This window comes from Dehalococcoidia bacterium (assembly GCA_041649635.1).
GTDB lineage: Bacteria > Chloroflexota > Dehalococcoidia > E44-bin15 > E44-bin15 > JAYEHL01.
Genome location: JBAZMV010000005.1, coordinates 111,116 through 136,546, shown reverse-complemented (window position 1 = coordinate 136,546; position 25,431 = coordinate 111,116). Strand labels below are relative to the sequence as shown.

General features: G+C 55.0%; 19 protein-coding genes and 7 tRNA genes. 19 read left to right on the top strand and 7 right to left on the bottom strand.

Annotated features, from left to right (window positions below):
* Positions 1–513: 513 nt before the first annotated feature.
* The 4 genes from WC562_08340 to WC562_08325 all read right to left on the bottom strand — a co-directional run bounded on the left by WC562_08340 (position 514) and on the right by WC562_08325 (position 9,358).
* Positions 514–4,299 carry a hypothetical protein gene (locus tag WC562_08340; protein ID MFA5056156.1) on the bottom strand — a complete coding sequence of 1,262 codons (3,786 nt, stop codon included), beginning with the start codon at positions 4,297–4,299 and terminating at the stop codon, positions 514–516.
* Positions 4,300–5,311: 1,012 nt separating this feature from the next.
* Positions 5,312–6,628, bottom strand: a complete 1,317-nt coding sequence (gene rho / locus WC562_08335; GenBank protein ID MFA5056155.1) for a transcription termination factor Rho — start codon at positions 6,626–6,628, stop codon at positions 5,312–5,314.
* 2 nt (positions 6,629–6,630) lie between these two features.
* The gene (gene fsa, locus WC562_08330; GenBank protein ID MFA5056154.1) at positions 6,631–7,278 is read right to left on the bottom strand and encodes a fructose-6-phosphate aldolase; all 648 of its coding nucleotides are present in this window, start codon (positions 7,276–7,278) and stop codon (positions 6,631–6,633) included.
* A 454-nt stretch (positions 7,279–7,732) separates the two neighbouring features.
* On the bottom strand, positions 7,733–9,358 hold the full coding sequence (locus WC562_08325) for a CTP synthase (GenBank protein MFA5056153.1): 1,626 nt from the start codon (positions 9,356–9,358) through the stop codon (positions 7,733–7,735).
* Positions 9,359–9,962: 604 nt separating this feature from the next.
* Here WC562_08325 and polA point away from each other — a divergent pair.
* The 8 genes from polA (at position 9,963) to panC (ending at position 18,087) form a co-directional block, all read left to right on the top strand.
* Positions 9,963–12,689: a DNA polymerase I gene (gene polA, locus WC562_08320; GenBank protein MFA5056152.1), complete on the top strand. Its 2,727-nt coding sequence runs from the start codon at positions 9,963–9,965 to the stop codon at positions 12,687–12,689.
* Positions 12,690–12,975: 286 nt separating this feature from the next.
* Positions 12,976–13,536: a hypothetical protein gene (locus WC562_08315; GenBank protein ID MFA5056151.1), complete on the top strand. Its 561-nt coding sequence runs from the start codon at positions 12,976–12,978 to the stop codon at positions 13,534–13,536.
* Positions 13,537–13,679: 143 nt separating this feature from the next.
* Positions 13,680–14,498, top strand: coding sequence for a bifunctional DNA-formamidopyrimidine glycosylase/DNA-(apurinic or apyrimidinic site) lyase (gene mutM / locus WC562_08310; protein MFA5056150.1), 819 nt, complete (start codon positions 13,680–13,682; stop codon positions 14,496–14,498).
* 261 nt (positions 14,499–14,759) lie between these two features.
* Positions 14,760–15,689, top strand: coding sequence for a DUF2520 domain-containing protein (locus WC562_08305; GenBank protein MFA5056149.1), 930 nt, complete (start codon positions 14,760–14,762; stop codon positions 15,687–15,689).
* Complete coding sequence (gene panD, locus WC562_08300) at positions 15,643–16,008, top strand: aspartate 1-decarboxylase (protein ID MFA5056148.1); 366 nt, start codon at positions 15,643–15,645, stop codon at positions 16,006–16,008. The genes WC562_08305 and panD overlap by 47 nt, the downstream gene beginning before the upstream one ends.
* Positions 16,005–16,841 (top strand): 3-methyl-2-oxobutanoate hydroxymethyltransferase, encoded by an 837-nt coding sequence (gene panB, locus WC562_08295; GenBank protein MFA5056147.1) that lies wholly within the window; start codon positions 16,005–16,007, stop codon positions 16,839–16,841. The genes panD and panB overlap by 4 nt, the downstream gene beginning before the upstream one ends.
* Before the next feature lie 68 nt (positions 16,842–16,909).
* Positions 16,910–17,209, top strand: coding sequence for a GYD domain-containing protein (locus WC562_08290; GenBank protein ID MFA5056146.1), 300 nt, complete (start codon positions 16,910–16,912; stop codon positions 17,207–17,209).
* Positions 17,210–17,250: 41 nt separating this feature from the next.
* Positions 17,251–18,087, top strand: a complete 837-nt coding sequence (gene panC, locus WC562_08285; protein ID MFA5056145.1) for a pantoate--beta-alanine ligase — start codon at positions 17,251–17,253, stop codon at positions 18,085–18,087.
* Positions 18,088–18,107: 20 nt separating this feature from the next.
* Here the strand turns inward: panC and WC562_08280 are convergent, their stop codons facing one another.
* The 3 genes from WC562_08280 to WC562_08270 form a co-directional block, all read right to left on the bottom strand.
* The gene (locus WC562_08280) at positions 18,108–18,449 is read right to left on the bottom strand and encodes a hypothetical protein (protein ID MFA5056144.1); all 342 of its coding nucleotides are present in this window, start codon (positions 18,447–18,449) and stop codon (positions 18,108–18,110) included.
* A 71-nt stretch (positions 18,450–18,520) separates the two neighbouring features.
* On the bottom strand, positions 18,521–19,111 hold the full coding sequence (locus tag WC562_08275; GenBank protein ID MFA5056143.1) for an NYN domain-containing protein: 591 nt from the start codon (positions 19,109–19,111) through the stop codon (positions 18,521–18,523).
* A gap of 26 nt (positions 19,112–19,137) precedes the next feature.
* Entirely contained in the window at positions 19,138–20,364 is a 1,227-nt protein-coding gene (locus WC562_08270; protein MFA5056142.1) for an MFS transporter, read from the bottom strand.
* A gap of 110 nt (positions 20,365–20,474) precedes the next feature.
* On the opposite strand from WC562_08270, the gene mnmE reads away from it, so the two are divergent.
* The 11 genes from mnmE to WC562_08215 all read left to right on the top strand — a co-directional run bounded on the left by mnmE (position 20,475) and on the right by WC562_08215 (position 25,430).
* Positions 20,475–21,812: a tRNA uridine-5-carboxymethylaminomethyl(34) synthesis GTPase MnmE gene (mnmE, locus tag WC562_08265; protein MFA5056141.1), complete on the top strand. Its 1,338-nt coding sequence runs from the start codon at positions 20,475–20,477 to the stop codon at positions 21,810–21,812.
* A 76-nt stretch (positions 21,813–21,888) separates the two neighbouring features.
* Positions 21,889–21,964: transfer RNA gene (locus WC562_08260), tRNA-Ala, on the top strand.
* A gap of 101 nt (positions 21,965–22,065) precedes the next feature.
* Positions 22,066–22,142 (top strand) — tRNA-Arg (locus WC562_08255).
* 119 nt (positions 22,143–22,261) lie between these two features.
* Entirely contained in the window at positions 22,262–22,624 is a 363-nt protein-coding gene (locus WC562_08250) for a LiaF domain-containing protein (GenBank protein ID MFA5056140.1), read from the top strand.
* 157 nt (positions 22,625–22,781) lie between these two features.
* Positions 22,782–22,857 (top strand) — tRNA-Trp (locus tag WC562_08245).
* Positions 22,858–22,860: 3 nt separating this feature from the next.
* A tRNA-Leu gene (locus tag WC562_08240) sits at positions 22,861–22,947 on the top strand.
* 3 nt (positions 22,948–22,950) lie between these two features.
* Positions 22,951–23,025 (top strand) — tRNA-Gly (locus WC562_08235).
* A 35-nt stretch (positions 23,026–23,060) separates the two neighbouring features.
* Positions 23,061–23,133 (top strand) — tRNA-Cys (locus WC562_08230).
* 90 nt (positions 23,134–23,223) lie between these two features.
* Positions 23,224–23,309 (top strand) — tRNA-Leu (locus WC562_08225).
* Positions 23,310–23,366: 57 nt separating this feature from the next.
* The gene (locus WC562_08220; protein MFA5056139.1) at positions 23,367–24,854 is read left to right on the top strand and encodes a CoA-binding protein; all 1,488 of its coding nucleotides are present in this window, start codon (positions 23,367–23,369) and stop codon (positions 24,852–24,854) included.
* Between the two features lie 57 nt (positions 24,855–24,911).
* Complete coding sequence (locus WC562_08215) at positions 24,912–25,430, top strand: MarR family transcriptional regulator (protein ID MFA5056138.1); 519 nt, start codon at positions 24,912–24,914, stop codon at positions 25,428–25,430.
* The last annotated feature ends 1 nt before the right edge of the window (position 25,431 follow it).

The window sequence follows — 25,431 nt, the reverse complement described above, 5'->3', positions numbered from 1 at the left end:
AAACATTTGTATCACATCGGCTATGTAATGTCAATACCCATTAGCTATAAAACCAGCATTTGCCGATGATGCGGCCCGTTCTTCCCTTATATGAAAGTTTACCTGTTATCGAATTGGCAGTCCCTACAAATCTGCTGTGTTATATTATATCGCATTCCGTAGATTATCACCAAGGAAGCGGTTTAAAACCCGCCCCCACGTAGATGGCCTGTAACAGGGCAACCCCCCGTGTTCGACCCTGCGCGACGGCGTGACGGTTGAAGGTGAAGAACACCTTCAACAGCGACTATAAAGATGATAAGATTGCTTCGCCGTTCCATGTAATGTCTCGCAATGACACGTTCATGTAGGGGAGGGTTTAAAACCCTCCCCTACGAAGGGGTGGCCTCGCCGTAGGGGCAATTCATGAATTGCCCCTACATTGCGATAACGCTAATCGCCGCCAAATAAAAGAGCCCCCCGCGTTTGCGGGGGGCTCTCTGCTATCTGGTTAGTGGTCTAAGCGTAAAGCGCTTAAACAGGGCGTCTGGTTCTCAGAATGAGCACCAGTACGATAATGGCCAGCAGTACGCCGACGATTATCAGCACCCATACCCAGACCGGAGTGCCCTCGCCCTCGGCCTCTGTGTCAAGGGTGAAGCTGCCGAAGCTCCAGGGAGATTCGGTATCGGTCGCGGGGTTGGTGCCGCGCACACGCCAGTAGTATGTGCCGTTGACCAGCTCCTTGTCAGCCTCATAGGCCGAGATGTCGCCGAGCGTCTCGTTGATGACGATATCGGCGGCGCCGAAGCCGGGATCGGTCGCTACCTGCAACTCGTAGTTGGTTGCGGAAGCAACCTTGCCCCAGGTGAACAGAGGAGTGGTATCCGATATTGTAGATCCGTCTTCAGGCTTGCCTGCCGCGGGAGCGCCTGAGTCACCGCCGGGAACGGTGGTGAACTCCTGTACGGTGCTCCATTTGCCGAGCATGGGCTCAACAGCCCGTACTCGCCAGTAGTATACGGTCTGAGCCTGGAGTCCGGGAACGGTTACGGATGTCCCGGAGGTGGTGCCGCTCTGAGGATTGGAGAACGCGGCATCCTCGGAGACCTGCCACTCATACAGTGTGGCGCTGGTCTGCGCGCCCCAGCTGACAGGTGCGCTTATGCTGGTATCGGCCATGATTGTGCCGACGCCGGTAGCGCCGTTAGCCGGGCCGGAAGCAGCCGGGCCTGCGCCTGAGAGGGTGTCTTCCCAGAAGGCCAGCTTGAAGCGCCATTCCTTCCAGTCGAAGGTCAGGGAGATGAGGTGGGTTGAGCCGGGGACAGCGCGGTTGAGCCAGAGGCCGTCCCAGGTGCCACGCCCGTCCTGGCATACTTCAAACTCGGCGCCTGTGGCGGTGCCGTCCAGACAGCGCAGCACGCCGCCCATGGTGTAGCGTCCGCCGCCATTAGGAGATGGGGTGTCACCGGGTCCCCACCAAGAACTAGGGAGGTTGTTGTTGTAGCTCGAATCCCAGATGGAGAAGGTCACATAGACCGTCCCGTCGGGACCGATAGACAGCATGCTCGGGGTTACAGAGCGATAGAGAGAATCGCCGACCACCATACTATCGAGAGGCTGTGGTGCCGGGGCGACGTCGCTATAGTCGTCAGCGATCCAGAGGTCCTCCCATGTGGCAGCGGAAGGATCGGTCAGGTTGACCTCGGTACGGGCAACGACCACATCGGTGTAATCGATGCGGTTCAGGTCAACGATGCCGCCCGCGCCCATGCCTACCATCTGCCATCTGTCCAGCCAGCCGCCGCTTGCGGCGTAGACTATGTGGTTTGTGGCCCAGTTCTTATCGAAGTTTACAACTGTGCCGCCCATCGGATGGGAAAGGATGTCCATCCATCCCGGGCTGGAGTAAATCTCATCGCCGATGTTCTCGAGGTCCTTTACCGTGGCTCCGTCTTGAGACAGCCAGACCTCGTCCGTAAATCCATCCTGGTCGTAGGTGCCCGCGATGAGGCACTGGTCGGTTCCGGCAGCGCCGGTGAAGCTGAATATCGGGGATGTGCGTATCATGTCAATCTCGAGGCCGACGCCGGTGAGGACGCCCTCTGTCCAGCTCGCGCCGCGGTTCTTGGTCGTGTAGATGTAGCCGCCATCATCGCCAATGAACAGCGTATTGTTGTCCTGTACCCACCAGCCGCTCTCAACAAGGCCGGCTGCGTTTGCAGAATAGTTGAAAGCGCCGATAGGCATCTGAGGCAGCCTCTTCCAGTCGTTGCCCTTGTCGGGCGATGTCCAGATCATCTCGTTTATTACGGACCGATTCCAGTTCGCGACTCCGCCCATCAGGAACATGTTCTGGTCGGTGGAGAACTGGGGCACTACCCTGGGCCACCAGGTCCAGTCATCGACAAAGGTGGCTATGCCGGCATCGAGCAGCATATCTTTGCCCCAGTAGACAGTGCCGTCGGGGAGCGAGATGTTCTCGTACATGATGCGCTCCCAGCAGCTGTCGGTAAGGCGCCAGAGGCTCAGTGCGGTATCTGAACGGGAACCGTTGTGGTCCCATTCGCTGTAGGTGGCCACATAGATAAGGCCGTCGCTCTCATAGGTGGGAGAGACTTCCTCACTAACAGCCTCGGCAAGGCACCAGGAGCCGTACCACGGGCTTGCATAGCCGGGGATGTTTTCGCTGACAGCAATGTCATCCATGATGCCAATGCCGTTAAAGACAGGACCGCGCGTGGTCACGGCCATCTTGGACACGCTGCTGGTTGTGACGCCATCGCCGCCGCCCGCGGCAAACACTATGCCGGCCGCGTCGGTTACGTAGGTCGGGAATGCGCCCGACTGTGGTTTAAAGGAAGGCACGGGGCCCGGCCATACAAGCAGGTTGTATACGCTCAAGACCTGAGCCTGTGCGGGAGGGAAATCGCAGGCGACATAGCATGCCGTCTGCGGGTTGCTGATCTCCGAGTTTATCATGATGTCGGAGATGTGGGTGGCGCCGGAAATGCCTACGCGGCAGGAAGCAGTGGTTGAGGGCCCTGTCACGGTGGCAAGTCCGCGGATGCGCCAGACATCGTTATTTGTAGGAAGAGCTAAACAGCCGTCAAGCCCTACGAACACGTAGCAGCTTCCCAGGTTGCTGAAGTCTGTGCCTGTGGTTACGGAAGCGGCTCCGGCCGACTCGCCAAGCCACGGGAGAGCGGGAATGCCCGCCGCGTATGTGCAAGCGGTTGTCGGGGAGTCTATATCGCCGCCCCAGTAGCCGTCGTTGCCGTCCCAGAAGCATACATAGACGCCAACCAAAACGTTGGTGTTGGCGGTATAAGCAGGGTCGGCATTCGCGATGTCGTTAACCACGGCGATTATCACCTGGTCCGTGGGGAAGTTGCGCGAGCCGTAAACCTGGAGCACATCCAGGCCGTTGCCGGCAGCCATGGTTCCGGGTGTGGGCGGGGTGCCGAATCCGGGCACGGCATTGGAAATCTGCATGTCGTTCCATATAGCCACGCCGTTCTGGTTCCAGGAGTAAACGCCCTCGCCGAAGCTAGTCACACCGGGGTTCGCAGCGTCGCCAGCGCTCAAACCAAAGCTGGATGTGCCAACTATGGCCATGAACGGGTTCTGGCATCCGCCGGAGCAGACGCTGCACTCGACGACGTCGAGGCATGTGATGGAGCTGCCCAGGGTAACGCCGGGGCAGCGCGGGGTGACGCGGGTGAAGCTATCACAGCCGGTCTCCGAGCGGTAGATGTTGCCCACGGCGTCGACAGGTGTTACGCCGGTAGGTCCGGCATAGAGAGTGTAGGCGTCGCCATCGATTCCATTGCCGATATAGCGAGCGCCCATGGCCACGAATACCGTGTCCTTAGATGCGTCGTTATCGACGTAGCCGGGCTGCGGTACAACCGCTACTGGCGCGCCATTTTCTGAGGAGGGCACATGCCAGCACAGTGTCCAAGAGCAGCCGCCGTCGGTGGACTTGAACAGCGCTATGTCCGAGTAGGCCGGATAAACAGCCCATCTCAGGCCGTCCCATGTCCCGTGAGCGCCAGCGCCGTCCATGACGTCGGTGTCGCCGGTGGTGTCCTCCACCAGGGCAAACAGAGTGCCGTCATCGGCACCTGTCACGTCCCAGATAGCGCTATCCGGGAACATTTGATAGTTTAACGTGGTTGGCAAATCCATCCGGGACCACTTATCAACCGCAGCTGACACAGTGGCCGTGGATGATACCGTCGCCAGTGAGGCCGCGAGGCCGAACACGGTGACGAGCATCATTGCCACCAGCATAAGTTTCGTCAACTTTCCTTTCATTAAACCTCCTTGTAAATCATCGAGACCTTCAAATACGTGTTTAGAACAAAGTTGTTTGGTCTCCAATTCCGCCTTGCGTTCAATATCTTTATCCCACCCCCTTTCATCTAAAGTTTCCTTAGGATATATGGAGTCCTGGCGTCTAAATTTCTTGTTTAACTCACCCTGCCGACAAATCATTGCCTGTGTCGTCTTCCCTCTCTTTGTGAAAGAGAGGGATTAGAGGGTGAGTTCACTTTTTAAGGTTCTTAGATTCGCGCTTACTTATTAAAAAGCAGAAGAAGCCAACCCCCTATCAGGTTAGCTTCCACCGAAATTTCTGATATTTTCTGCGGTAATAAATAAATACATAACATCCTTCACCGCAAGTGAAAAATAAAAAAAATCTATATACTGTTCTTCAATTAAATCGCAAGGGCGTTGAGATATACTAACTTGTTGAAGCTGATTTGTCAAGCCCCCCAAGAGTACTATAGATACAAATCGACCGGGTGGTTCCGTACAGGGCGAACCCATGTGTTCGCCCTTGGTAGGGGAGGGTTTAAAACCCTCCCCTACGTGAACGTGTCATTGCGAGGAGTCCAAACATTAAGATCAAAACGTAGGGTGGGTTTATTAACCCACCACAAAATCGTTATAACGGTGGGTTAACTGCAGTTGAAATGTCGAATGTCGTTGGTCGAGGTAGGCCGAACCCCCTATTAGTCCCCCATACGTTGGGGGACGTGGAAAATCCGGGGGACACCCCCGGTCCCCCGGAAGGAGGCTTCTCCTTCACCTCTTTCTTCATAACTGTCATTGCGAGGAGTCCTTCCGTACACCCTAATTATGGAAGGACGACGTGGCAATCTCATCGGGCATCATTTGGTGGGCGCAGCCCACCCTACGTTCGGTAATCGTGTAGGGGCGAATGATTATTCGCCCGCGATGACAGCGATGAGAATTATATATGGGTAGGGGCGACCGGCCGGTCGCCCCTACGGAGATCAAACAATAATGATAAGGCGCGTGACTACATCTCCTTGGTCAGCGTTGCCAGAAACTCCTTGTTGCTGGCGGTCTTGGCGAGACGCTCCAGTATGCGCTCAGCGGCCTCGGTGGGGCTCTGCGAGTTGGCGGCCACCAGATTGGCCACGCGGCGCATGAGCCATATCTTCTGCAGAGTGACCTCGTCGTGTAGCAGCTCCTCGCGGCGGGTACCGCTGCGCAGCAGGTCCATGGATGGGAAGATGCGGCGCTCGGCCAGCTTGCGGTCAAGGTGCAGCTCCATGTTGCCGGTGCCCTTGAACTCCTCGTAGATCACATCGTCCATGCGGCTGCCCGTGTCAACCAGGCAGGTGGCGATGATGGTCAGCGAGCCGCCCTGCTCTATGTTGCGCGCGGCGCCGAAGAAGCGCTTGGGCGGGTACAGCGATACGGAGTCAATGCCGCCGGAGAGCGTGCGTCCGCTGGGCGGAAGCGCCAGGTTGTAGGCGCGCGTCAGCCTTGTGATGCCGTCGAGAAGTATGAGAACGTCCTTGCCGTTCTCGGCCAGCCGCTTGGCGCGCTCCAGCGCCAGCTCGGCCACCTTGGTGTGGCTCTCCACCGGCTCGTCGAACGTGGAGCTGATGACCTCGCCCTTCACCGAGCGCTCCATGTCCGTGACCTCCTCCGGACGCTCGCCGATGAGACACACCATGATATGGATATCGCTATAGTTGGTAGAGACGCCGTTGGCTATCTGCTTGAGCAGCATGGTCTTGCCAGCCTTGGGAGGGGAGACTATCAGGCCGCGCTGCCCGCGCCCGATGGGGGCTATCATGTTCATCAGCCGCGTGGCCAGGTTGCCCTGGGTCGTCTCCAGGTTTATCAGTTTGTTGGGGAATATCGGCGTGAGCTGGTTGAAGAAGGGACGCCCCTTGGCCATCTCGGGATCGACGCCGTTCACAGCCTCGATGCGCAGCAGGCTGTGATATTTCTCGCCGTTCTTGGGCAGGCGCACCTGACCCGTTATCATATCGCCGGTCCTCAGGCTGAAGCGGCGTATCTGCGATTGCGAAACGTAGACGTCGTTGGGGCCGGGCTTGAGCTTCTCCTGATGCAGAAAACCGTAGCCCTCGTCCATGGTCTCAAGTACGCCGCCCCCGAAGATGTTGCCCTGAAGCTCGGCGCTGGCCTGCAGCAGCCTGAGCACCAGGTCCTGTTTCTTCAGCTGGGTGTATCCGGTCAGCCCGATGGTCTTGGCCATCTCCAGCAGGTCTTCGCGCGTCTTGGATTCAAGCTCGCTGATATTCAGGGCGTTGGCTGTGTTCATTGTATTCATTGTATTCATTGAGTTCGCGGTATTCATTGTCATGGTTTCACCTTCTTCCAGTCTTCGATAAAGCGTGCGATCCCGATGTCGGTGAGGGGGTGCTTCATCATCTTCATTAATATATCGTAAGGCACGGTAGCTATGTGCGAGCCGCACTTGGCCGCTTCGATAACGTGCAGCGGGTGTCTTATGCTGGCGGCTATCACCTGTGTCGGCAGATTGTGTTTTTGGAATATCTCCACGGTCTCGGCGACTACGTCCATTCCGCGATGTCCTATGTCATCCAGCCTTCCCACGAACGGGCTGACGTAGGTGGCGCCGGCGCGGGCGCCGAGCAGCGTCTGGGCGGGGGAGAAACACAGCGTGAGGTTCGTTTTGATATCCTCCTTCGACAGGATGCTGATGGCCTCGTACCCCGCCTCCGATACCGGCATCTTAACCGTCACGTTCCTGTGCCACGCGGCGACCTCTCTGGCCTCCTTTATCATGCCCTCCGTGTCCAGGCTTAATACCTCCACCGAGATGGAGCCGTCCACGAGAGAGCATATCTCAAGTATCCTCTCTTTAAGATTCGACGAGCCTTCCTTGGCAACCAGGCTGGGGTTGGTGGTAACGCCGCTGATGAGACCCATCCTGGCGGCCTGCCGTATCTGGTCTATATTTGCCGTGTCAAGAAATAACTGCATTCCGTTGTCTCCGATTGATTATTGAAATTTTCGATTGGGGCTAATCAACCCCCTGTATCCCCCACTCTTGGGGGAATTTAATTAAAGATAGGGGACACCCCTAAAACCCCGTCAGAGGGCGCTCCCTCTGGACTCCCCTGTCTCTCGCTGCTGTCATTGCGAGTCCTTCCTAGGAAGAACGACGTGGCAATCTCGCGGTATTTAATCCCCTTTATGTCCAATATTTCGGTCATCGTGTAGGGGCGGGTTTCAAACCCGCCTCTACGGGACACTCCTAGAACCACAGCACTAGAGACGCTTTGCCGTCGCCAATCTTTATTAATAATGTTAAGGAGGCTGCCGTTAAGGTTCCACAACGGCGGGCTTCAAACCCGCCCTGCTCTTGATTCAGGAGAGGGCGATTCACGAATCGCCACTACGGAGTTGCCTATACAATACTTTCTATTATTGCTTTCTATATTGGCAAGGCAGGCTGCGACCCTTCGAGCAGAACGCCCTTGGCCGCCGCTATGAATTCACGGAACAGCGGGTGCGGGCGGGTGGGGCGCGACACGAATTCCGGATGGTACTGGCAACCTATCATGAAGCTATGTTCTTTAAGTTCGCATATCTCCACCTGACGTCCGTCCGGCGACAGTCCGCTGAAGACCATGCCCGCGCTTTCCAGGTTATCGCGGAAATTGGTGTTAAACTCAAAATTCTGGCGGAACCGCTCCTGCACGGAATCCTGATTATATATTGCAGCCGCCTTAGTTCCGGGCAGTATATTTAATGGAAACGCGCCCAGCCTGATAGCATGTGAACAGGCCGCTTCGTCGCGACGTTCCTGCATCTTGTCGATGACCGGGTGAGCCGTGCCCGGGTCGAACTCCGTGGAGTTCGGCGTGTGAGAGCCGAGCACGTGCCTGGCGAATTCGATGATCATGGCATGCATTCCCAGCGACGAGCCCAGATAAGGTATGTTGTGCTCCCTGGCGTAGCGCGCCGCGATTATCAGACCCTCCACCCCGCGGATACCCGCTCCTCCGGGAACGATGATGCCCTGCGCGGAGTGCAGCAGCCCGTCCCCATCCTTCTCCAGCGTCTCCGCCTGTATCCACTGTATGTTGATATCCCTGTCGTTAAAAACCGCGGCGTGGCGCAGCGCCTCCTTGACCGACAGGTACGCATCCCTCAACTCAACGTACTGCCCCACCAGCGCTATGTTCACCGATTCCTTGGGAGCTTTCATCCGCTCCACCAGGTCTCTCCATTCGCTGAAATCTACGTGGTTCTTCGGCAGCTCGAACTTTTCGACAATAAACTCTCCCAGGCCGGCTTCCTCCAGTACGAGAGGAGTTTCGTAGATCACGGGGAGCGTCGGCAGGGGCATTACGGCCTTCCGGTCAACGTCGCAGAACAGCGCGATCTTATCCCTGATATCCTCGGTGATGGGCAGGTCGCTGCGCAAAATGATGACGTCCGGCTGTATACCGATGCGCCTGAGCTCGTTGACGCTGTGCTGTGTCGGCTTGGTCTTGAGCTCCAGGGTCGACTGGAGATAAGGCAGGAGCGTGAGGTGCACGTACAGCACGTTCTTCCTGCCGACCTCGCTCCTCATCTGGCGTATGGCCTCCAGGAAGGGAAGCCCCTCGATGTCGCCCACAGTGCCGCCCACTTCTACAATAACCACATCCGCGCCGCTCTCCTGGGCTACCTTGCGGGAACGGCTCTTTATTTCATTGGTAAGGTTCGGTATAACCTGAATGGTGCCGCCGTTGAACTCGCCGCGCCGTTCCTTGGTGATGAGTTCGCCGTATATCTGTCCCGCCGAAACGCTGGACGAGGCGTTCAAGTCCGTATCGATGAACCTCTCGTAGTGGCCCAGGTCCAGGTCCGTCTCCGCGCCGTCGTGGGTGAGATACACTTCGCCGTGCTGATAGGGGGAGATCAGTCCGGGCTCGGCGTTCAGGTAAGGGTCTAGTTTTTGAACCGATACTGAGATGTTGCGACTTTTCAGGATTCTGCCGATGGAGGCGACGGCGGTACCTTTTCCTACTGAGCTTACTACGCCGCCGGTCACAAAGATATACTTCGTCATCAGTTCGATTCCTTTCGGCGAGATGGTAGGTGTAACGACATATATGAATGAGAAGAACTACCTTCTCGTGGTCTTAACAATGCGAAGAAGCAACGGGGGATCGGGGAAATTGCTCTTCTGAGGTCTAAATTATAGGGGATAAATCATGTGATGTCAATGGTTTTCTGCATAGAAAATCCCCATTTATCGATGTAGATGTAGGGTGGGTAGAGCTTTGCGAAACCCACCAGCCCATGACCACAAAGACGGTGGGTTAGCCAAACCCACCCTACGGCTGCTGAACTGTGGGCGAATAATTATTCGCCCCTACATCTCTGTGCCGGTTGACAGACATAGAGACGTCCTTCCCGTATTAGAAGGATTGCGTCTCTACACGATGACCGATGTATGAAAAAACGTAGGGGCACAGTCCTTCCATGACATTAAGGCATATGGAAGGATGCCCCTACCAGATACGACCCTTTTGTCCAGCGCTTTGTTCTTCACCGTTACGGCAGCCATTAGACTTGTTGAAGGTGAGTAACACCTTCAACAGCACTGAAAAGTGATTCCGTATTAACGATTGATTGCCATCCCCATCCCCCCGCCTTATAATGTTTCCACTATGTCGGAACAGAAAAAGCTCCTCGTTCTCTTCGACGGCAACGCCCTGATCCACCGCGCCTTCCATGCCCTGCCGCCGCTATCGGTGCGGAAGACGGGCGAGTCCACGGGCGCCGTCTACGGCTTCGCCAACATGGTGCTCAAGGTGCTGGGCGAGCTGAAGCCGGCCTGCTGCGCCGTGGCCTTCGACTACCCAGCCCCGACGTTCCGGCACAAAGAGTTCGCCGAATACAAAGCGCACCGCCCGCCCGCGCCTGAGGAGCTGAAGAGCCAGTTCAAGCGGGTGCACCAGCTCGTCGACGCGTTCAACATCCCCAGCATCGAGCTGGAGGGATACGAGGCCGACGACATACTTGGCACGCTGGCGCGCCAGGCAACCGATGCAGGCATCGATACGATAATCGTCACCGGGGACATGGACACGCTGCAGCTCGTCTCACCGCAGGTGAAGGTGCTCACGCCCAGACCGGGCAAGCCTTTCAGCGACACCATACTATACGATGAGGAGAAGGTAATTGAGCGCTACGGCCTATCCCCGGCGCAGATAGCCGATTTTAAAGGTCTCAAGGGAGACCCTTCCGACAACATCGCAGGGGTGCACGGCATCGGCGAGAAGACGGCGACCAAGCTTCTGCAGCAATACAAGTCCGTCGAAGGCATATACGAGCATTTGGACGAGGTTGATACTGCCAAAGCTAAGAAAGCACTAGCCGACGGCGAGCAGGACGCGCACCGCAGCAAGCGGCTGGCAACGATAGTCACCGACGCGCCGGTCAAGCTCGACCTTGATGCCTGCGCCAGGAGCGACTTCGACCGCGCCAGGCTGATCGATCTTTTCCGCGACCTGGAATTCACCAAGCTCATGCCCAGGCTGGACGAGGTCGGGACGAGCAAACAGGAGCAGCGGCCCGAGGTATGCACGGTCGACTCCGACTACTGCGTCGTCGATACCGAGGACACCCTGGATAGACTTTTTTCAGTGCTAAGCAAGGCCGAAACCTTCGCCGTGGACCTGGAAACCGACAGCCTGAACGCGCTGTCCGCAAACATTGTCGGCCTGTCCTTCTGCATCGAGGAAGGGAAAGCATTTTATATACCGGTTGGACACCGCGAAGGAACGCAGCTTCCCCTCGATAAAGTACGCGATCGACTGGAACCGATATTAGCCGACACGAAGAAGGCCAAGGTCACGCACAACGGAAAATACGACTCGACCGTGCTCATCGAAAATGGAATCGAAATCGACAACCTGTCCTTCGACACTATGATCGCAGCCTATCTGCTGGGCGAGAAATCGCTTGGGCTCAAGGCGCTGGCCTTCAACCGGCTCGGCATAGAGATGACGCCGATAACGAACCTCATCGGTAAAGGAGCCAAACAGCAGACTTTCGACAATGTTGCCATAACCGACGCAGTCAGCTACGCCTGCGCCGACGCCGACATGACGCTGCGGCTGGCGCACATCTTTGAAAACGAGCTTAAGGAGCAGGGGCTCTGGAAGCTGTTCAACGAGGTCGAGATGCCACTCGTGCCCATCCTGCGCGAGATGGAGTGCGCCGGCATAGCGCTCGACACGGATTCGCTCGGCGCAATGTCGCGGAGTCTGGGAGAGCGCATGGGCGCCATCGAGGCTGAGATATATCAACTCGCGGGACAGCAGTTCAATATCAATTCACCGCAACAGATGGGTATGGTGCTGTTTGAAAAACTCGGCCTGCCCAGCGGCAGGAAGACCAAGAGCGGCTACTCCACCGACGCCTCGATACTGGAGGGGCTGAGAGGGGTGCATCCTGTTGTCGACCTTGTGCTGGAGTACCGCCAGCTGTCCAAGTTGAAATCGACATACGTCGACGCCCTTCCCGCATTGATTAATCCTAAGACAGGGCGGGTGCACACCAGCTTCAACCAGGCGGCAACGACGACGGGCAGATTATCGTCGTCCGACCCGAACCTGCAAAACATACCGGTGAAAGGCGAGCTGGGGCTTCAGGTAAGGAAAGCCTTCATCGCCGGAGAGGGTAACCTGCTGCTCAGCGGCGACTACTCCCAGATCGACCTGCGGGCGCTGGCCCACCTCTCGCAGGACCCGCAGCTCATCGAGGCGTTCCGCAACGGGGAAGATATCCACCGCGCTACGGCGGCAAAGATATTCAACCTTTCTCCCGACGATGTTAATTCGGACATGCGCCGCGTGGCCAAGACCGTCAACTTCGGCGTCATCTACGGCATGAGCGATTACGGCCTGGAGCAGGCCACGAGCCTCTCGCGCGCCGAGGCCTCGCAGTTCATCAAGACCTATTTCGATAAATACAAAGGCGTAGCCGAATACCTGGAAGCGACCAAGCAGCAGGCGCGCCAGCACGGATATGTTGAGACGCTGCTGGGACGCAGGCGTTACATTCCCGATATCAATAACTCCAACGGTATGATACGCATGGCGGCCGAGCGCATGGCGATAAACATGCCTATACAGGGCACGGCCGCCGACATCACCAAGCTGGCCATGATAATGGTTCAGAAAGAGATGGACGACAGAGGCCTCGGCCCGAATGGCAGCGGCTGCCGCATGCTGCTGCAGGTGCACGACGAACTCGTCTTCGAGGTGCCGGCCGACGCCCTCGACGAGATGAAACATCTCGTGCTGGAGATCATGCCAAAGGCGCTGAAGCTGGACGTCCCGCTCGTCGCCGACGTTAAGGTCGGCGCAAACTGGGGCGAGATGAAATAAAGTCCGAACTCCCCCTGTCCCCCTCTTTGATTAAAGAGGGGGAAGCAATACATCCTAGGGGGCGTTCGATATAAGTAGATGTAGGGTGGGCTGTGCCCACTAATAAGAGGTGCAGGAGAGTTTTCTCCTGCCGGGGTTTTAGGGGTGTCCCCTATTATTTTTTCTCTCCCCCAAGATTGGGGGATACAGGGGGTTGATTATTGTTTCCCCCTTTCAAGGGGTATAGCAGGGGATTCACAAGCTTGACGATGATCCAGTGGGCGTCAACAAACACAGGAGGCCTGAAATGCCGGATGATAAAGAAGATCGCGTACTAGAAGGAAATGACGATGGGAAAAAGAAGAAGGGAAAGGGAACAAAAGCAAGAGTCAGCCTCAGGCTTCCCTCCGGCCTGACATCTCTGCTAGCCGCCACGGCGCTGGCGGCCTCAGCCGCGGCTATCGCGATCACGGTCACAACGACCTGTGATAAATGCCCCGCCGGTCCCCCAGGCCCACCCGGCCCGGAAGGATCCCAGGGAGCGGAGGGCGCATCATGTACACAGACGATCTACAGCGGCGATTACGAGTTGACCTGCGGCGAAGAAACGATTATCAACGTAAACCTCGAGAAGGATGACCTGCTGCAAGGCTTCCTGCTGAACCCGGGTATGGATGCAACCCTATCTATAGCGGTGCCGGCGGGTTCGTCAACTCTCGTATGGCAGGATACCAACAGTGAAGGCGGCATAGAATTCACTTGTGTCGCCGATACCGGCGGCGTCTACTCGCTGACGATTGCCGCGCAGCAATGCACGACGGGGATGAAGAGCCGCGGCGTGACGCTGGTCTACTGGGTGACCCGCTGATGAATGAGTGCGTAGGGTGGGCTGTGCCCACCGAAATGGAATCATTGTAGGGGCGATCCTTGTGATCGCCCGCTGTGGGCGAATACGAGATTCACCCCCACACGCTGAACAATAGAATAACGATAAGATTAGGAAGAAATCACATGCCAGAGCTTCCCGAAGTCGAAACAATAAAACGCGACCTCGAAACTAAAGTAATCGGCCTGTGCTTCACAGGCGCGACTCTTAGCTGGCCGAGGATGCTGCAGAATATGACCCCCGACGCTTTCCGACGCCGGTTGGTATCACAGTGTATTGAAGGGTTGAAAAGGCGCGGGAAATACCTGATTTTCAAACTTTCTACCGGGGATGCCCTCATCCTGCATATGCGCATGAGCGGCTCGCTGCGTCTCGATGATGACAGTTACAGCGACCCTTATGTCCGCGCCGTTTTCGATTTCGACAGTGGAGCCAAGCTGTACTTCCGCGACCCGCGCAAGTTCGGCATGATATGGCTCGTCGAAGATGAGGAACAGGTCGTCGGCAAGCTGGGTCCCGAACCTCTGGATACGTGCTTCACGGCGAGAACCCTGCGATCGATACTGAGCAAGCATAGTGCTCCGACCAAAGCTATAATCTGCGACCAGACTGTTATCGCAGGCATCGGCAACATGTACGCCGACGAGGCGCTCTTCGATGCCAGGATACATCCGGAGAGAAAATCCAGCAGCCTGTCTCGCGATGAAATAAAGCGACTCCACCGCGCGATTATCACGGTCCTGACACAAGCCATAGACAACGGCGGCGCCAGCATCAGCGACTACACCCGCCCCGACGGAAAATCGGGCGAGGCGCAATTCGTCTTCAAGGTAGCACATCAATTAGGGGGTAAATGCAAAAGTTGCGGAACACAGATTGAGCGAATTCCGATACGTAAACGAGGCAGCTATTTCTGCCCTAAATGTCAGGGGAAAAATATTTAAAATTACATAAAAACATCTTGACAAGCTGTGCCCTCTTGTGGTAATTTAAGTTCACGGCGACCTCCATTATTGAGGCGTCGATACAGTTAAAAATATTTAATAAATACAAAACCGCTTGGATCGTTAGCGACCGAGACGCCATACAGGTGAAAAAGGCTTTTAAGCCTTCTCGGTTGCGGCCGCGAAGGCTTTTTTAGTTCAGTAAAGAGCAAAAGCCGTCACGGGGAAACACTTAGACTAAGAAGTCGGCAGGTGTCAGAGATGATCAGGCAGAACAGCTCTAAACTGAAGATAGGATTTATAGGCACCGGAACCGCAGGAACGGCCCTGGCGGTCAAGCTGCATACGCATGGTTATCAAATAGCGGCCGCATCGGATAAAAATCCATCCTCAATCCAGCGATTTTCAGCCATGTTGCCGGAGTGTAAGGTATACCAGAAAAACCAAGCCGTAATCGACAATGCCAATCTCATATTTATCACCTCCCCCGACGACGTAATTGCCCCCATAGCAGCCAGCCTCAAATGGCACAGCGGGCAGAGCGTCGTCCACTGCAGCGGGGCCGCGTCGCTCGATATCCTGGACCCGGCCAGGGAAGACGGCGCCAGCACCGGCGCCATGCACCCTCTTCAAACCTTCGCCGGCGTATCCCAGGCCATCGAAAACATACCAGGCTCAACATTCGCCATCGAGGCCGACGAACCACTGTTCACGACACTACGTGATATGGCCGTAGCGATGGGCGGAACTTGTATCAAGCTCAACCCGGGAGATAAAGTTCTGTATCACGCTGCCGCCGTGCTCTCCTGCAATTATCTGGTCACCCTGGTCAAACTGGCAACAGAACTCTACAAATCGTTCGGCATAGAGCCGCAACAGGCTACGCAGGCGTTGATGCCGCTGCTTCAGGGAACACTGAACAACATCGGCAGCGTAGGCATCCCCGACTGTCTCACCGGACCAATCGCCCGCGGCGACACGGGCACGATAAGAAAGCACATAGATGCAATGGAACAATCGACTCCCCAAGCACTGGACGCGTACCTCGAGATGGGACTTCAAACAATTCCCATAGCCCTGGAAAAAGGTAAGATCGATAACAAAACCGCTGATATCTTGAAGACACTGCTTAAGGAGAAACAGAATGAGAGAAATGCTGAGAGGCAAAATCCATCGCGCGCGGGTCACTGACGCCAACATCAACTACATGGGAAGCATAACCATAGACGAAGCGCTCATGGAGGCCGCCGATATACTGCCTTATGAGAAGGTCCACGTAGTCGATGTCGATAACGGTTCACGGCTAGAGACATACACCATCGCCGGAGAACGTAACTCCGGAGTCGTCTGCCTGAACGGCGCCGCCGCAAGGCTCGTCCAGCCCGGCGACAAGGTCATCATCATCGCCTACAACTTCGTCACCGAAGATGAAGCCAAGAACGTGCAGCCCAGTCTCGTCTTCGTCGATGAGAATAACAGAATAGTGAAGAAGGAACCCGCTTTAGTATGAGAGTCACCGCCAGCCAGATTAAAGAGATGAAGCGGAAAGGCGAAAAGATCGCCGAGGTCACCGCTTACGATTACTCCATGGCCAAGCTCGTCGATGAGGCGGGTATGCCTGTTATACTGGTCGGCGACAGCCTCGGCATGGTGATGCTGGGGTACGAGTCCACGATACCGGTCACAATGGATGAAATGATCCACCACACCAAAGCCGTTGTCCGCGGCGCAAAGAATGCTCTCATAATCGGCGACATGCCGTTCATGACATATCAGGTGTCCGTAGAGGACGCCATGCGCAATGCCGGCCGCTTTATCCAGGAGGGGGGAGCCCAGGCGGTTAAGCTGGAGGGGGGCGAAACCGTTGCCGAGAAAGTGAGCCGTATCGTAGCAGCCGGTATCCCTGTCCAGGGACATATAGGACTGACGCCGCAATCGGTTCATCAACTGGGCGGATACAAGGTACAGGGAAAAACGGCCGAGGTCGCGGCCCGTTTGCTGAACGATGCGAAAGCCCTCGAGAGCGCAGGGGTATTCTCCATAGTGCTGGAGTGCGTGCCCACTCCTCTGGCAAAGCTTATCACTGAGCGTGTTTCCGTGCCGACCATCGGCATCGGCGCAGGTAAATACTGCGACGGACAGGTACAGGTAATCAACGACCTCCTGGGATTTTACACCGACTTCGTCCCCAAGCACGCCAAGCAGTATGCCAGACTCCATGAATCTATTTCCGCATCCCTCTCGGAATACATAGCCGAAGTTAAGGCCGGCAAATTCCCCACCGCCAAGCAGAGTTACGAGATGGATGCCGCGGTGCTTGCACAAATCGAAGCACGGCAGTAAAATTGTTGCATCACAGTTCACCGCAGTTTAACTCTTCTCAGGAAATCATATTTTAAAGGAGGCGAATTATGGCTCTCTATGTTATGTTAAGCAAACTTACGGTATGGGGCAGGAAGACGGTCAAGGAACGCCCGCACAGGATCAAGGAAGTCAACAAGGAAGTGGAGGCCATGGGCGCCAAGGTACTACAACAATATGCCACCCTGGGCGAATATGATTTCATTAATATCCTGGAAGCGCCCGATAATGAAACTATGGCTAGAGTAGCGGTGGAGCTGGGCTCACGCGGAACCCTGGATACCACTACCCTCAGCGCCATGCAGCTCGATGATTTCATCACTTCACTTAATCCGCCGAAGAAAAAATAACCCCTCCTAACCGACAACCTCTCCTCCTATATATCATCGAAATGAAAATAATAGAAAAAGTGCAATCCCTGAAAGAATACCGAAGGAAACTTATCGGTTCCGTAGGTTTCGTTCCTACTATGGGATACCTTCACGAAGGCCACCTGTCGCTGGTTCGCCGCGCCCGTGTCGAGAACCTCTCCGTCATCGTCAGCATATTTGTGAATCCCACCCAGTTCGGCCCCAGCGAGGACTTCGCCTCATACCCGCGCGATACAGAACGCGACCTGTCCATGCTGCAGAAGGAAAAGGTGAACGTGGTTTTCATGCCCGCTCCCGAGGAAATATACCCCGAGGGATTCAACAGCTGGGTTGAGGTCAATGACATCACCGACAGGCTGGAAGGCAAGGCGCGCCCCGGACATTTCAAGGGTGTCACAACGGTCGTGGCCAAGCTGTTCAACATCGTGGAGCCGGACAAGGCGTATTTCGGACAGAAGGACGCCCAGCAGCTTGCGGTCATCCGCAAAATGGTGAACGACCTGAATATGAACCTGGAAATAATCTCGGTGCCAACCGCGCGTGAATCCGACGGCCTGGCAATGAGCAGCCGCAATGTCCGCCTTAACCCCGAGGAACGCAAAGCGGCTGTGGTGCTATGGCAAGCGCTTAGCCTGGCACGCGGGCAGTGGGAGAACGGACAGAGGGATGCCTCACATTTGAGAGAGGCCATGTTGGCTCTTATACAGAAGGAACCGCTGGCTACGATCGACTATGTCAGCGTGGCGGACCCGCAGACGCTCATTGAACTGGATATGATAAATCGCACGGCGCTACTCTCGCTGGCTGTAAAGGTCGGTAAAACGCGGTTGATCGATAACATCCTGCTTGGTGAATAAAATTTCCACCCACGGCTGTTTTACACTGAATCGCCGTTTGTATCCTTCTTCATATCCTTAATGATATCCTCCAGGCTGGGCTCTTCTCTCTTCGTCCGCTTCTTTCTCCACTGCAACATCTCCCAGCCGAACGCCCCGGTCGCGAAAATCAGGATGAGAATCAACATGGCTTTCAGGATAGTCAAAGTACCTGTGTCCAGCACGTCGGCCCCGGACAGGTCCGGCAGATAAACCGCTAGACACAATATCGAGAGGGAGAATATGATCAGATAGGAGACTGCCGCTATCCAGTATTGTAATCCCAGGAACACCTTAACTATGCTCTTACCTTTCTGGCCGGTGAATAACTCTTTATTTTTCACAATTCACCTCTATTCCGCCGGAGCAGCATTCGATTCCACTAACGATAACAAAATGTAAACAATATCCAATTCTAGCCTTTATTGGGCGGCAGCACCTTGCCGATCGGACGCATCTTGCGCTTGCGGCGATACGGGGGAACACTGCCCGTCCATAATCCTTTGAAGAACTTAATATCCAATAGATGCCTCTTATCCGAGATGTCCAGCAGATCCCTGGAAATGTTATTCTCAAAATAAGCGACCTCGACATGTTTGCCCATATTTTTGACGGCCTGCAAAGCGTATGCGTAATCGGAGTCGCCGCTCACCAGCACGGCGACGTCATACAGATTGTTCCAGGCGAAATGCAGCAGGTCCGTGGCGAGCATCACGTCCACACCCTTCTCCACCGCCACCCCTTGCGATAACTTTGTGCTGCCCAGCCTGACCTCCAGATACGGCGTCTCGCGCAGGGCGTTGAGGAAATCCTGCTGCTCGCGGATACCGTCCGTCCTCCCGCTCGAACTCTGTAATACATTGTAATAATATGTTCGAAACAGAAAACGATTCCCGCACAGCCTGTTGGCAAACTCGGAAAAATTAAGATCGTGGCGCCCGAAATTGGAGCGCAACGCATGATAGAGATTGCTGCCGTCGATGAAAATAGCTACCCTACTTTCCATAATTGCCTCCTGAGCTAGATGCTATACTATTTTGCCGTTATATGCAACTCTTTCACGAAGAACACCATGCCGATCATCGCCAGGCCGGACATCGCCGCCCCAAAGTAGAATGCCGCGGACGGATTCACATGCTGCCATAACACCCCGGCGATCACGCTGGCGAGAAGCAGCGCAAATCCCACCATTCCGTGATACAGTCCGTACGCTATGCCCCGCCTCCTTGGCGAAACGATATCGCATACAAACGCCTTGGTCACTCCCTCCGCCAGACCGGCGTAAAGCCCATAAGTAATAGCGACGATTAACATGTACCATTCCGAAGACGCCACCGCCATTAGAATGTAAGTGACGACATATATGCTCCACCCGATCACGATAATCTTCTTGCGACCTATTCTGTCCGAAAGTCTCCCTATGGGAAAGGATACCAGAGCATAGATCAGATTATACAGAATGAGCAGGAGGAAAACGTAGAAAACCGATACGCCTACGTTGCCGGCCCGCAATATAAGAAATGCATCCGCCGAGTTGCCCAGGTTGAACAGCACCATAACCGTAAGGAACATGATGAAGCGTTTGTCTAGTATCCTGGGTTGAGCTAAACGTCTGGCGGCCAGACGCTCGGCCCAGGTCGGCCTTGTTTGCTTGACGAAGAATACGATGAGAAGCACGGCTATAAAAGCCGGAACAACCCCGATGATTACCAGCCAGTGAAAAGTCTCTACCGTTAATACCTTATCCGGGCCCAGTATAAAGTAGATAACAAGCGCGGCTATGGCAACGCCTACCATGGCTCCGAAACTATCCATGGCCTTCTGGAAGCCGAAACCTCGTCCCGCCGTTCCATCCGTAGTGCAATCGGCGATCAACGCATCGCGGGGAGAGATGCGCACGCCCTTTCCCGCGCGCTCAATTACACGTATGACAAGCGCCAATCCCCAGCTTGATGCGATGAGCAGGAACGGTTTGACCAGCGTTGAGAGACCGTATCCCGCGGCGGTAATCCATTTGCGTTCGCCCAGCCTGTCGCTGCCCCAGCCGCTCAGTATCTTGACGAGATTTGCCGCGCTGTAGCCCAATCCTTCGATCAGGCCGATGATGGAAGTGCCAACTCCCAATGCATTGAGAAAGAGGGGGAATGCCCTGAATATCATCTCGCTGGAGACATCGGTGAAGAAGCTTACCCAGCCGAGGACGAAGACGTTGCGGTTAACCCCGAGGCCGTTTCTCTGCTTTTTGTAGAATTGTTGCATGTGCCGCTCTTAAACTATTTCAGTAGTATACACTAGGCAGCGCTATCTTATAAAGAGTCGCGAATCGGAATCTTGCCCGCTCGACATGCAGGCTGTATACTTACCACGCTATGTATAACGACACAATAGCAGCCATATCGACGCCTTTAGGCGAGGGGGGTATCGGCATCGTGCGGCTGAGCGGCCCCGAGGCGCTGGCGATAGCCGGCAAAGTTTTCGACGCCACGTTGGAAGACCATGGTGTTGTCCACGGACATATAATCGACCCTGATACAAAAGACATTGTCGATGATGTGCTGGCCTGCTATATGGCCGCGCCGCACACGTACACCGCCGAGGACGTAGTCGAGATAAACTGCCACGGCGGCCCGATGCCGCTGTTATCGATATTGGAATTATTGCTCAAGCAGGACGCGCGACTGGCCAACCCAGGCGAGTTCACGCTGCGCGCTTTCCTTAACGGCAGGATCGACCTGGCGCAGGCGGAATCAGTTCTCGATATCATAAGAGCGAAAACGCAGGCCGGCCTGAGAGTCGCCGTTGGAGGGCTCGAAGGCAAATTGTCGCAAGCCGTCAAAGACGTTCGGGCTGAAATAATGAAAGTCCTGGCCTACCTCACCGCAAGGATCGACTTCCCTGAAGACGAGATCGAGGAACAGGATATAGTCCCGATACTGGGAGAAGCCCGCGACAAATTGAGATTAATCAGCGATAGCGCGGATCAGGGCATGATATACCGCCAGGGCGTCAGGACAGCCATCGTGGGACGGCGCAATGTGGGCAAGTCCAGCCTGCTCAATCGCCTGCTGAAACAGGACCGCGCCATCGTCAGCCCGGTGCCGGGAACCACGAGAGACACCATCGAGGAAATCGCAAACATTCGCGGTGTGCCGTTCGTTATGATCGACACTGCGGGTATGGATAAAAGACAGGGGCGCGTGGAATCTATGGGTATCGAGCGCAGCCGCGAGGCCGTCGCCAAGGCCGACTTTGTGCTTCTTGTGGTCGATTCGAGCGCCCCTCTTAGAAGCACCGATAAGGAAATTGTCGCGATGCTGGAGGGAAAGCCTGTGCTGGTTGCCGCGAATAAAAGCGACCTGAAACAGCGGGCGCATCTCGATGACATCCCGTTCGACAAAGTACACGTCTCCGCTCTGACCGGCGACGGCATAGACCGCCTCGAAGATAAAATGTTCGACTTCGTGTTCGGAGGCAAGACTGTATCCAGCGACGCGATCCTCGTTTCCAATCCCAGGCATAAGTCCTGCCTCGAGCAGGCGATCAGGCACATCGACCAGGCTTTGCATGGCATCGACACGCGGATACCGGACGACTTTGTGACGATCGATCTTACGTCTGCTCTGAATACGCTCGGAGAGATAACCGGCGAGACGGTGACCGACGAACTGCTGGAGACGATCTTCAGCAACTTCTGCATCGGAAAGTAGTTCCACCCCAGCAGAAACCGTAATATAATTTGCCTTGACACTACTGGGGGCTGTTGTTATAATCACTCGTGCTGAGGGGGATATAGCTCAGCTGGGAGAGCGCTGCGTTCGCATCGCAGAGGTCGAGGGTTCGAATCCCTCTATCTCCACCAAGAATTCATAAAGCGCTGACCGTTCAGTACCAAAAAGTTCTGCTCATAGCTTCGGAGGTGGTAGCCGGTAGAACGGGGAATCGTGCCCGGACAGTAGGAATGCCCCTGTAGCTCAGATGGATAGAGCAGCGGTTTCCTAAACCGTTTGTCGGGCGTTCGAGTCGCCCCAGGGGTACCATAACTAAAGAAATGGCGCAAGCAGACTAAATACCAGCGAAATCATAAGTAAAAATGAATACCGTAAAAGAGGGCGTCTGAGGTCGACTCGGAGGTGCCAAAAAAGGGGAGATAGAATAGATGCGACAATCGGCAATACTCGGTGCCTCAAAATTAGGGAAAGGCCCTTGGCGTCCGGAGAAAAAGGTTACCGCAATCGCATTCATGGGCGGCTGTGAAGTGGATTTCAGGCAGGCTGAGCTTGAGGACGGCGTCACGGAAGTGAGCGCGATTTCAATACTGGGCGATGTAAACATCGTGGTCACGCCGGACATTCCGGTGACTATATCAGGTGTATCGATCCTGGGATCTAGAAACATAGCGCGCACGAAAGAACTGGTTCCCAGCCTGAACGCGAAGAAGTCCATACATGTTAAGACTGTCTGCATTCTTGGCGGATGCTACGTAACCGAGTTCAGCGAATACGAAGAGGAATGGACTTAAGACTTCCAAGAACGGGTTGTCATCAGTTATAATATTAAAATGGTATTATTAACAAAAGAGGATGGAGAGCTGGGACGCAGTTAAGAGGCCGCAGTGTCCTCGGTTCCGAAGCTGCGAGGGATTTGATTTTAACCGCGGCCTACGCAGCTTAAGTAATAGGGGTGTAGCTCAGTTGGTAGAGCAGCGGTCTCCAAAACCGCAGGTCGAGGGTTCGAGCCCTTCCGCCCCTGCCATAAGCCGAGGTGGTGGAACTGGTAGACACGCCATCTTGAGGGGGTGGTGGGCGAAAGCCTATAGGAGTTCGAGTCTCCTCCTCGGCACCATACGCGGAAGTAGTTCAGTGGTAGAACGTCTCCTTGCCAAGGAGAAGGTCGTGGGTTCGAGCCCCATCTTCCGCTCCAAAAAAATCTTCTCCCCGGTACGACGGGGTTATTGCGGCGACGTGGCCAAGAGGTTAAGGCGGGGGTCTGCAAAACCCCTATTCGGCAGTTCGAATCTGCCCGTCGCCTCTTCACAAGCGTTATGAATATGCAATGATAGCTCGGGGTACGTAACTGCGGCCCCGTTTTTTATCTTTAAAAATCCTAGAACGATCGAAGGCCGAGGTGGCGGAATGGCAGACGCGAGGGACTTAAAATCCCTTGGGCACTAGCTCGTGCGGGTTCGAGTCCCGCCCTCGGCACCAGCCAAAATTCTGCTATAATTAAATCGACAATCGAAACTATCAAACAAGGATTTCCACATGCCGCTTTATCCGGGCTTTGAAGATGCGATAAAACCGAAAACAATAGCTGTGGTGGGGGCTTCCAGGAAGCCCCTTCTATTTGGCGACTTCGTAGCCAACTTACAGCGTGCCGGATTTCCCGGACGCATATACCCTGTAAACCCAAAAGCCGAGGGCAAGGAGATACACGGACTTAAGTCATACCATGACCTGCTTTCGATACCGGAACACGTCGATCTAGTTACAGCGACCGTACCGGCAAAGGATATCATACCTATGCTTGAGGATTGTGTTACCGTCGGCATAAAGAACGTGCAGATATTCACGGCCGGGTTCAAGGAATCGGGGGAGGCGGAGGGGATAGCGCTTGAAGAAAAGCTCAAAGCTATTGCCACGAGAGGCAAGATAAACGTGCTCGGCCCCAATTGCATGGGACTTCATATACCGGCATCGAAAATAACAACATGGGAAACGCTCAATCCGGAGCCCGGCCATGTAGGATTCATATCCCAGAGCGGAGGCCATGCCGGCACCTTTGTCATCGAATCAGCCGACTACGACATCCGAGTCAGCAAGGTGATGAGCTTTGGCAATGCCGCCGTCATCGACAGCGTGGACCTGCTCGAATATCTGGCCGAAGATCCGGAGACGAAGATTATCTGTATGTACCTGGAAGGAGTGAAGAACGGCGGCAAGCTGACAAAGCTGGTAAGGGAGATAAACAAGACAAAACCCGTCATCATCTGGAAGGGCGGCGCGACACCAAGCGGCGCCCGCGCCGCGGCCTCGCACACCGGCTCCCTGGGAGGTGAACAACAGGTCTGGGAGGCCTTTTTTAGACAGACCGGAGCGATCAGGGTGGAGGGCATAGAAGAACTGCTGAACCAGGTCATGACATTCCTATATCTGCGACCGCCTGAAGACAACCGAATGGCTTTAATCGCCGGCGGCGGAGGAAACAGCGTGGCCTGCTCCGACGTCTGCGACCAGAACGGACTGGTGCTGCCGGCATTCGCCGAGACGACACGTAAAGCCCTGCTCAAATTCATAGTTGCGGAGGGAACGATCACCCGTAACCCCATCGACATTGCTTTTGCGATGGTGGACCTCGATGTGCTGATACGCTCTCTCGAGTTATCCGCGGCCGATCCGAACATCGATTTCGTCGTGTTCGCGCTGCCGCCCGGTGTCATACTCCTGGGCGCCAGTAAACACACCAAGAACGAGAACATCTCTTTTGAGGACGCGATTAAGAAGCACACAAATCTCGTGCTTGATACGCTTACGAAGTTCGACCGCGAGAACGCATCGGGTAAACCGCTAGTGGTAGTGCTGCAGGGCGGATTGATCAGATTTCTTCCGGGACAGCGCGAACAGCTAAGAATAGACCTGATAAACGCCGGAATACCTACATATTTCTCACTTGAACAGGCCAGCCGCGCTATCGGTAAGTTCCTGAAATACCATCGTTTCCATCACCACAAACCGAAATATAGCCTGCCGTAAGAAAAGACATTGACATCGAATTCGATTGATGATATATTTCCACTGCGCAAATATTTCATGGCGGAAATGTTGGAAATAATGGGCAATAATCTCGAATCGCAAGACAAAGCATCACATCTGACCAGCTTTCTCAAGTATCTAAATGAGATAAGCGCCAAGCTTATATCCCCACCGGACGAAGAGATCGAATACATAAGAACACAGCTGGGAAAAGCTTTATCCAGAGAAGTTCCGGCTTTTTCCGGAACCCCAGGTGTTTTTTATAATCTCAGCAGAACGCTCTACCATAACAGCAACCTGACCATGGGAGAGCTCAGCCAGGCGCTTTCAGTTCCATTATCGACAGCGACACGCATGGTTGACTGGTGGGTTGAGAACGAGTTCGCGCAGAGGCTTAACGACCCGGGAGACCGCAGGGTAGTTCGTGTATCACTTACAGACACCGGCAAAAGATTGCATGAACTGATAGAAAAATCGCTGTCGGAAAACGTACAGCAATGTCTTAACTGTTTGACCTCCGAGGAACAAACTGTACTGCTGACTTTAATTCGCAAGGTGGCACAGGGCTTGAAGTGAT

Coding starts and splice junctions, on each gene's coding strand:
- WC562_08340 (MFA5056156.1), bottom strand. CDS start 4,299: ATGAAAGGAAAGTTGACGAAACTTATGCTGGTGGCAATGATGCTCGTC.
- rho (MFA5056155.1), bottom strand. CDS start 6,628: ATGAATACCGCGAACTCAATGAATACAATGAATACAATGAACACAGCC.
- fsa (MFA5056154.1), bottom strand. CDS start 7,278: ATGCAGTTATTTCTTGACACGGCAAATATAGACCAGATACGGCAGGCC.
- WC562_08325 (MFA5056153.1), bottom strand. CDS start 9,358: ATGACGAAGTATATCTTTGTGACCGGCGGCGTAGTAAGCTCAGTAGGA.
- polA (MFA5056152.1), top strand. CDS start 9,963: ATGTCGGAACAGAAAAAGCTCCTCGTTCTCTTCGACGGCAACGCCCTG.
- WC562_08315 (MFA5056151.1), top strand. CDS start 12,976: ATGCCGGATGATAAAGAAGATCGCGTACTAGAAGGAAATGACGATGGG.
- mutM (MFA5056150.1), top strand. CDS start 13,680: ATGCCAGAGCTTCCCGAAGTCGAAACAATAAAACGCGACCTCGAAACT.
- WC562_08305 (MFA5056149.1), top strand. CDS start 14,760: ATGATCAGGCAGAACAGCTCTAAACTGAAGATAGGATTTATAGGCACC.
- panD (MFA5056148.1), top strand. CDS start 15,643: ATGAGAGAAATGCTGAGAGGCAAAATCCATCGCGCGCGGGTCACTGAC.
- panB (MFA5056147.1), top strand. CDS start 16,005: ATGAGAGTCACCGCCAGCCAGATTAAAGAGATGAAGCGGAAAGGCGAA.
- WC562_08290 (MFA5056146.1), top strand. CDS start 16,910: ATGGCTCTCTATGTTATGTTAAGCAAACTTACGGTATGGGGCAGGAAG.
- panC (MFA5056145.1), top strand. CDS start 17,251: ATGAAAATAATAGAAAAAGTGCAATCCCTGAAAGAATACCGAAGGAAA.
- WC562_08275 (MFA5056143.1), bottom strand. CDS start 19,111: ATGGAAAGTAGGGTAGCTATTTTCATCGACGGCAGCAATCTCTATCAT.
- WC562_08270 (MFA5056142.1), bottom strand. CDS start 20,364: ATGCAACAATTCTACAAAAAGCAGAGAAACGGCCTCGGGGTTAACCGC.
- mnmE (MFA5056141.1), top strand. CDS start 20,475: ATGTATAACGACACAATAGCAGCCATATCGACGCCTTTAGGCGAGGGG.
- WC562_08250 (MFA5056140.1), top strand. CDS start 22,262: ATGCGACAATCGGCAATACTCGGTGCCTCAAAATTAGGGAAAGGCCCT.
- WC562_08220 (MFA5056139.1), top strand. CDS start 23,367: ATGCCGCTTTATCCGGGCTTTGAAGATGCGATAAAACCGAAAACAATA.
- WC562_08215 (MFA5056138.1), top strand. CDS start 24,912: ATGGCGGAAATGTTGGAAATAATGGGCAATAATCTCGAATCGCAAGAC.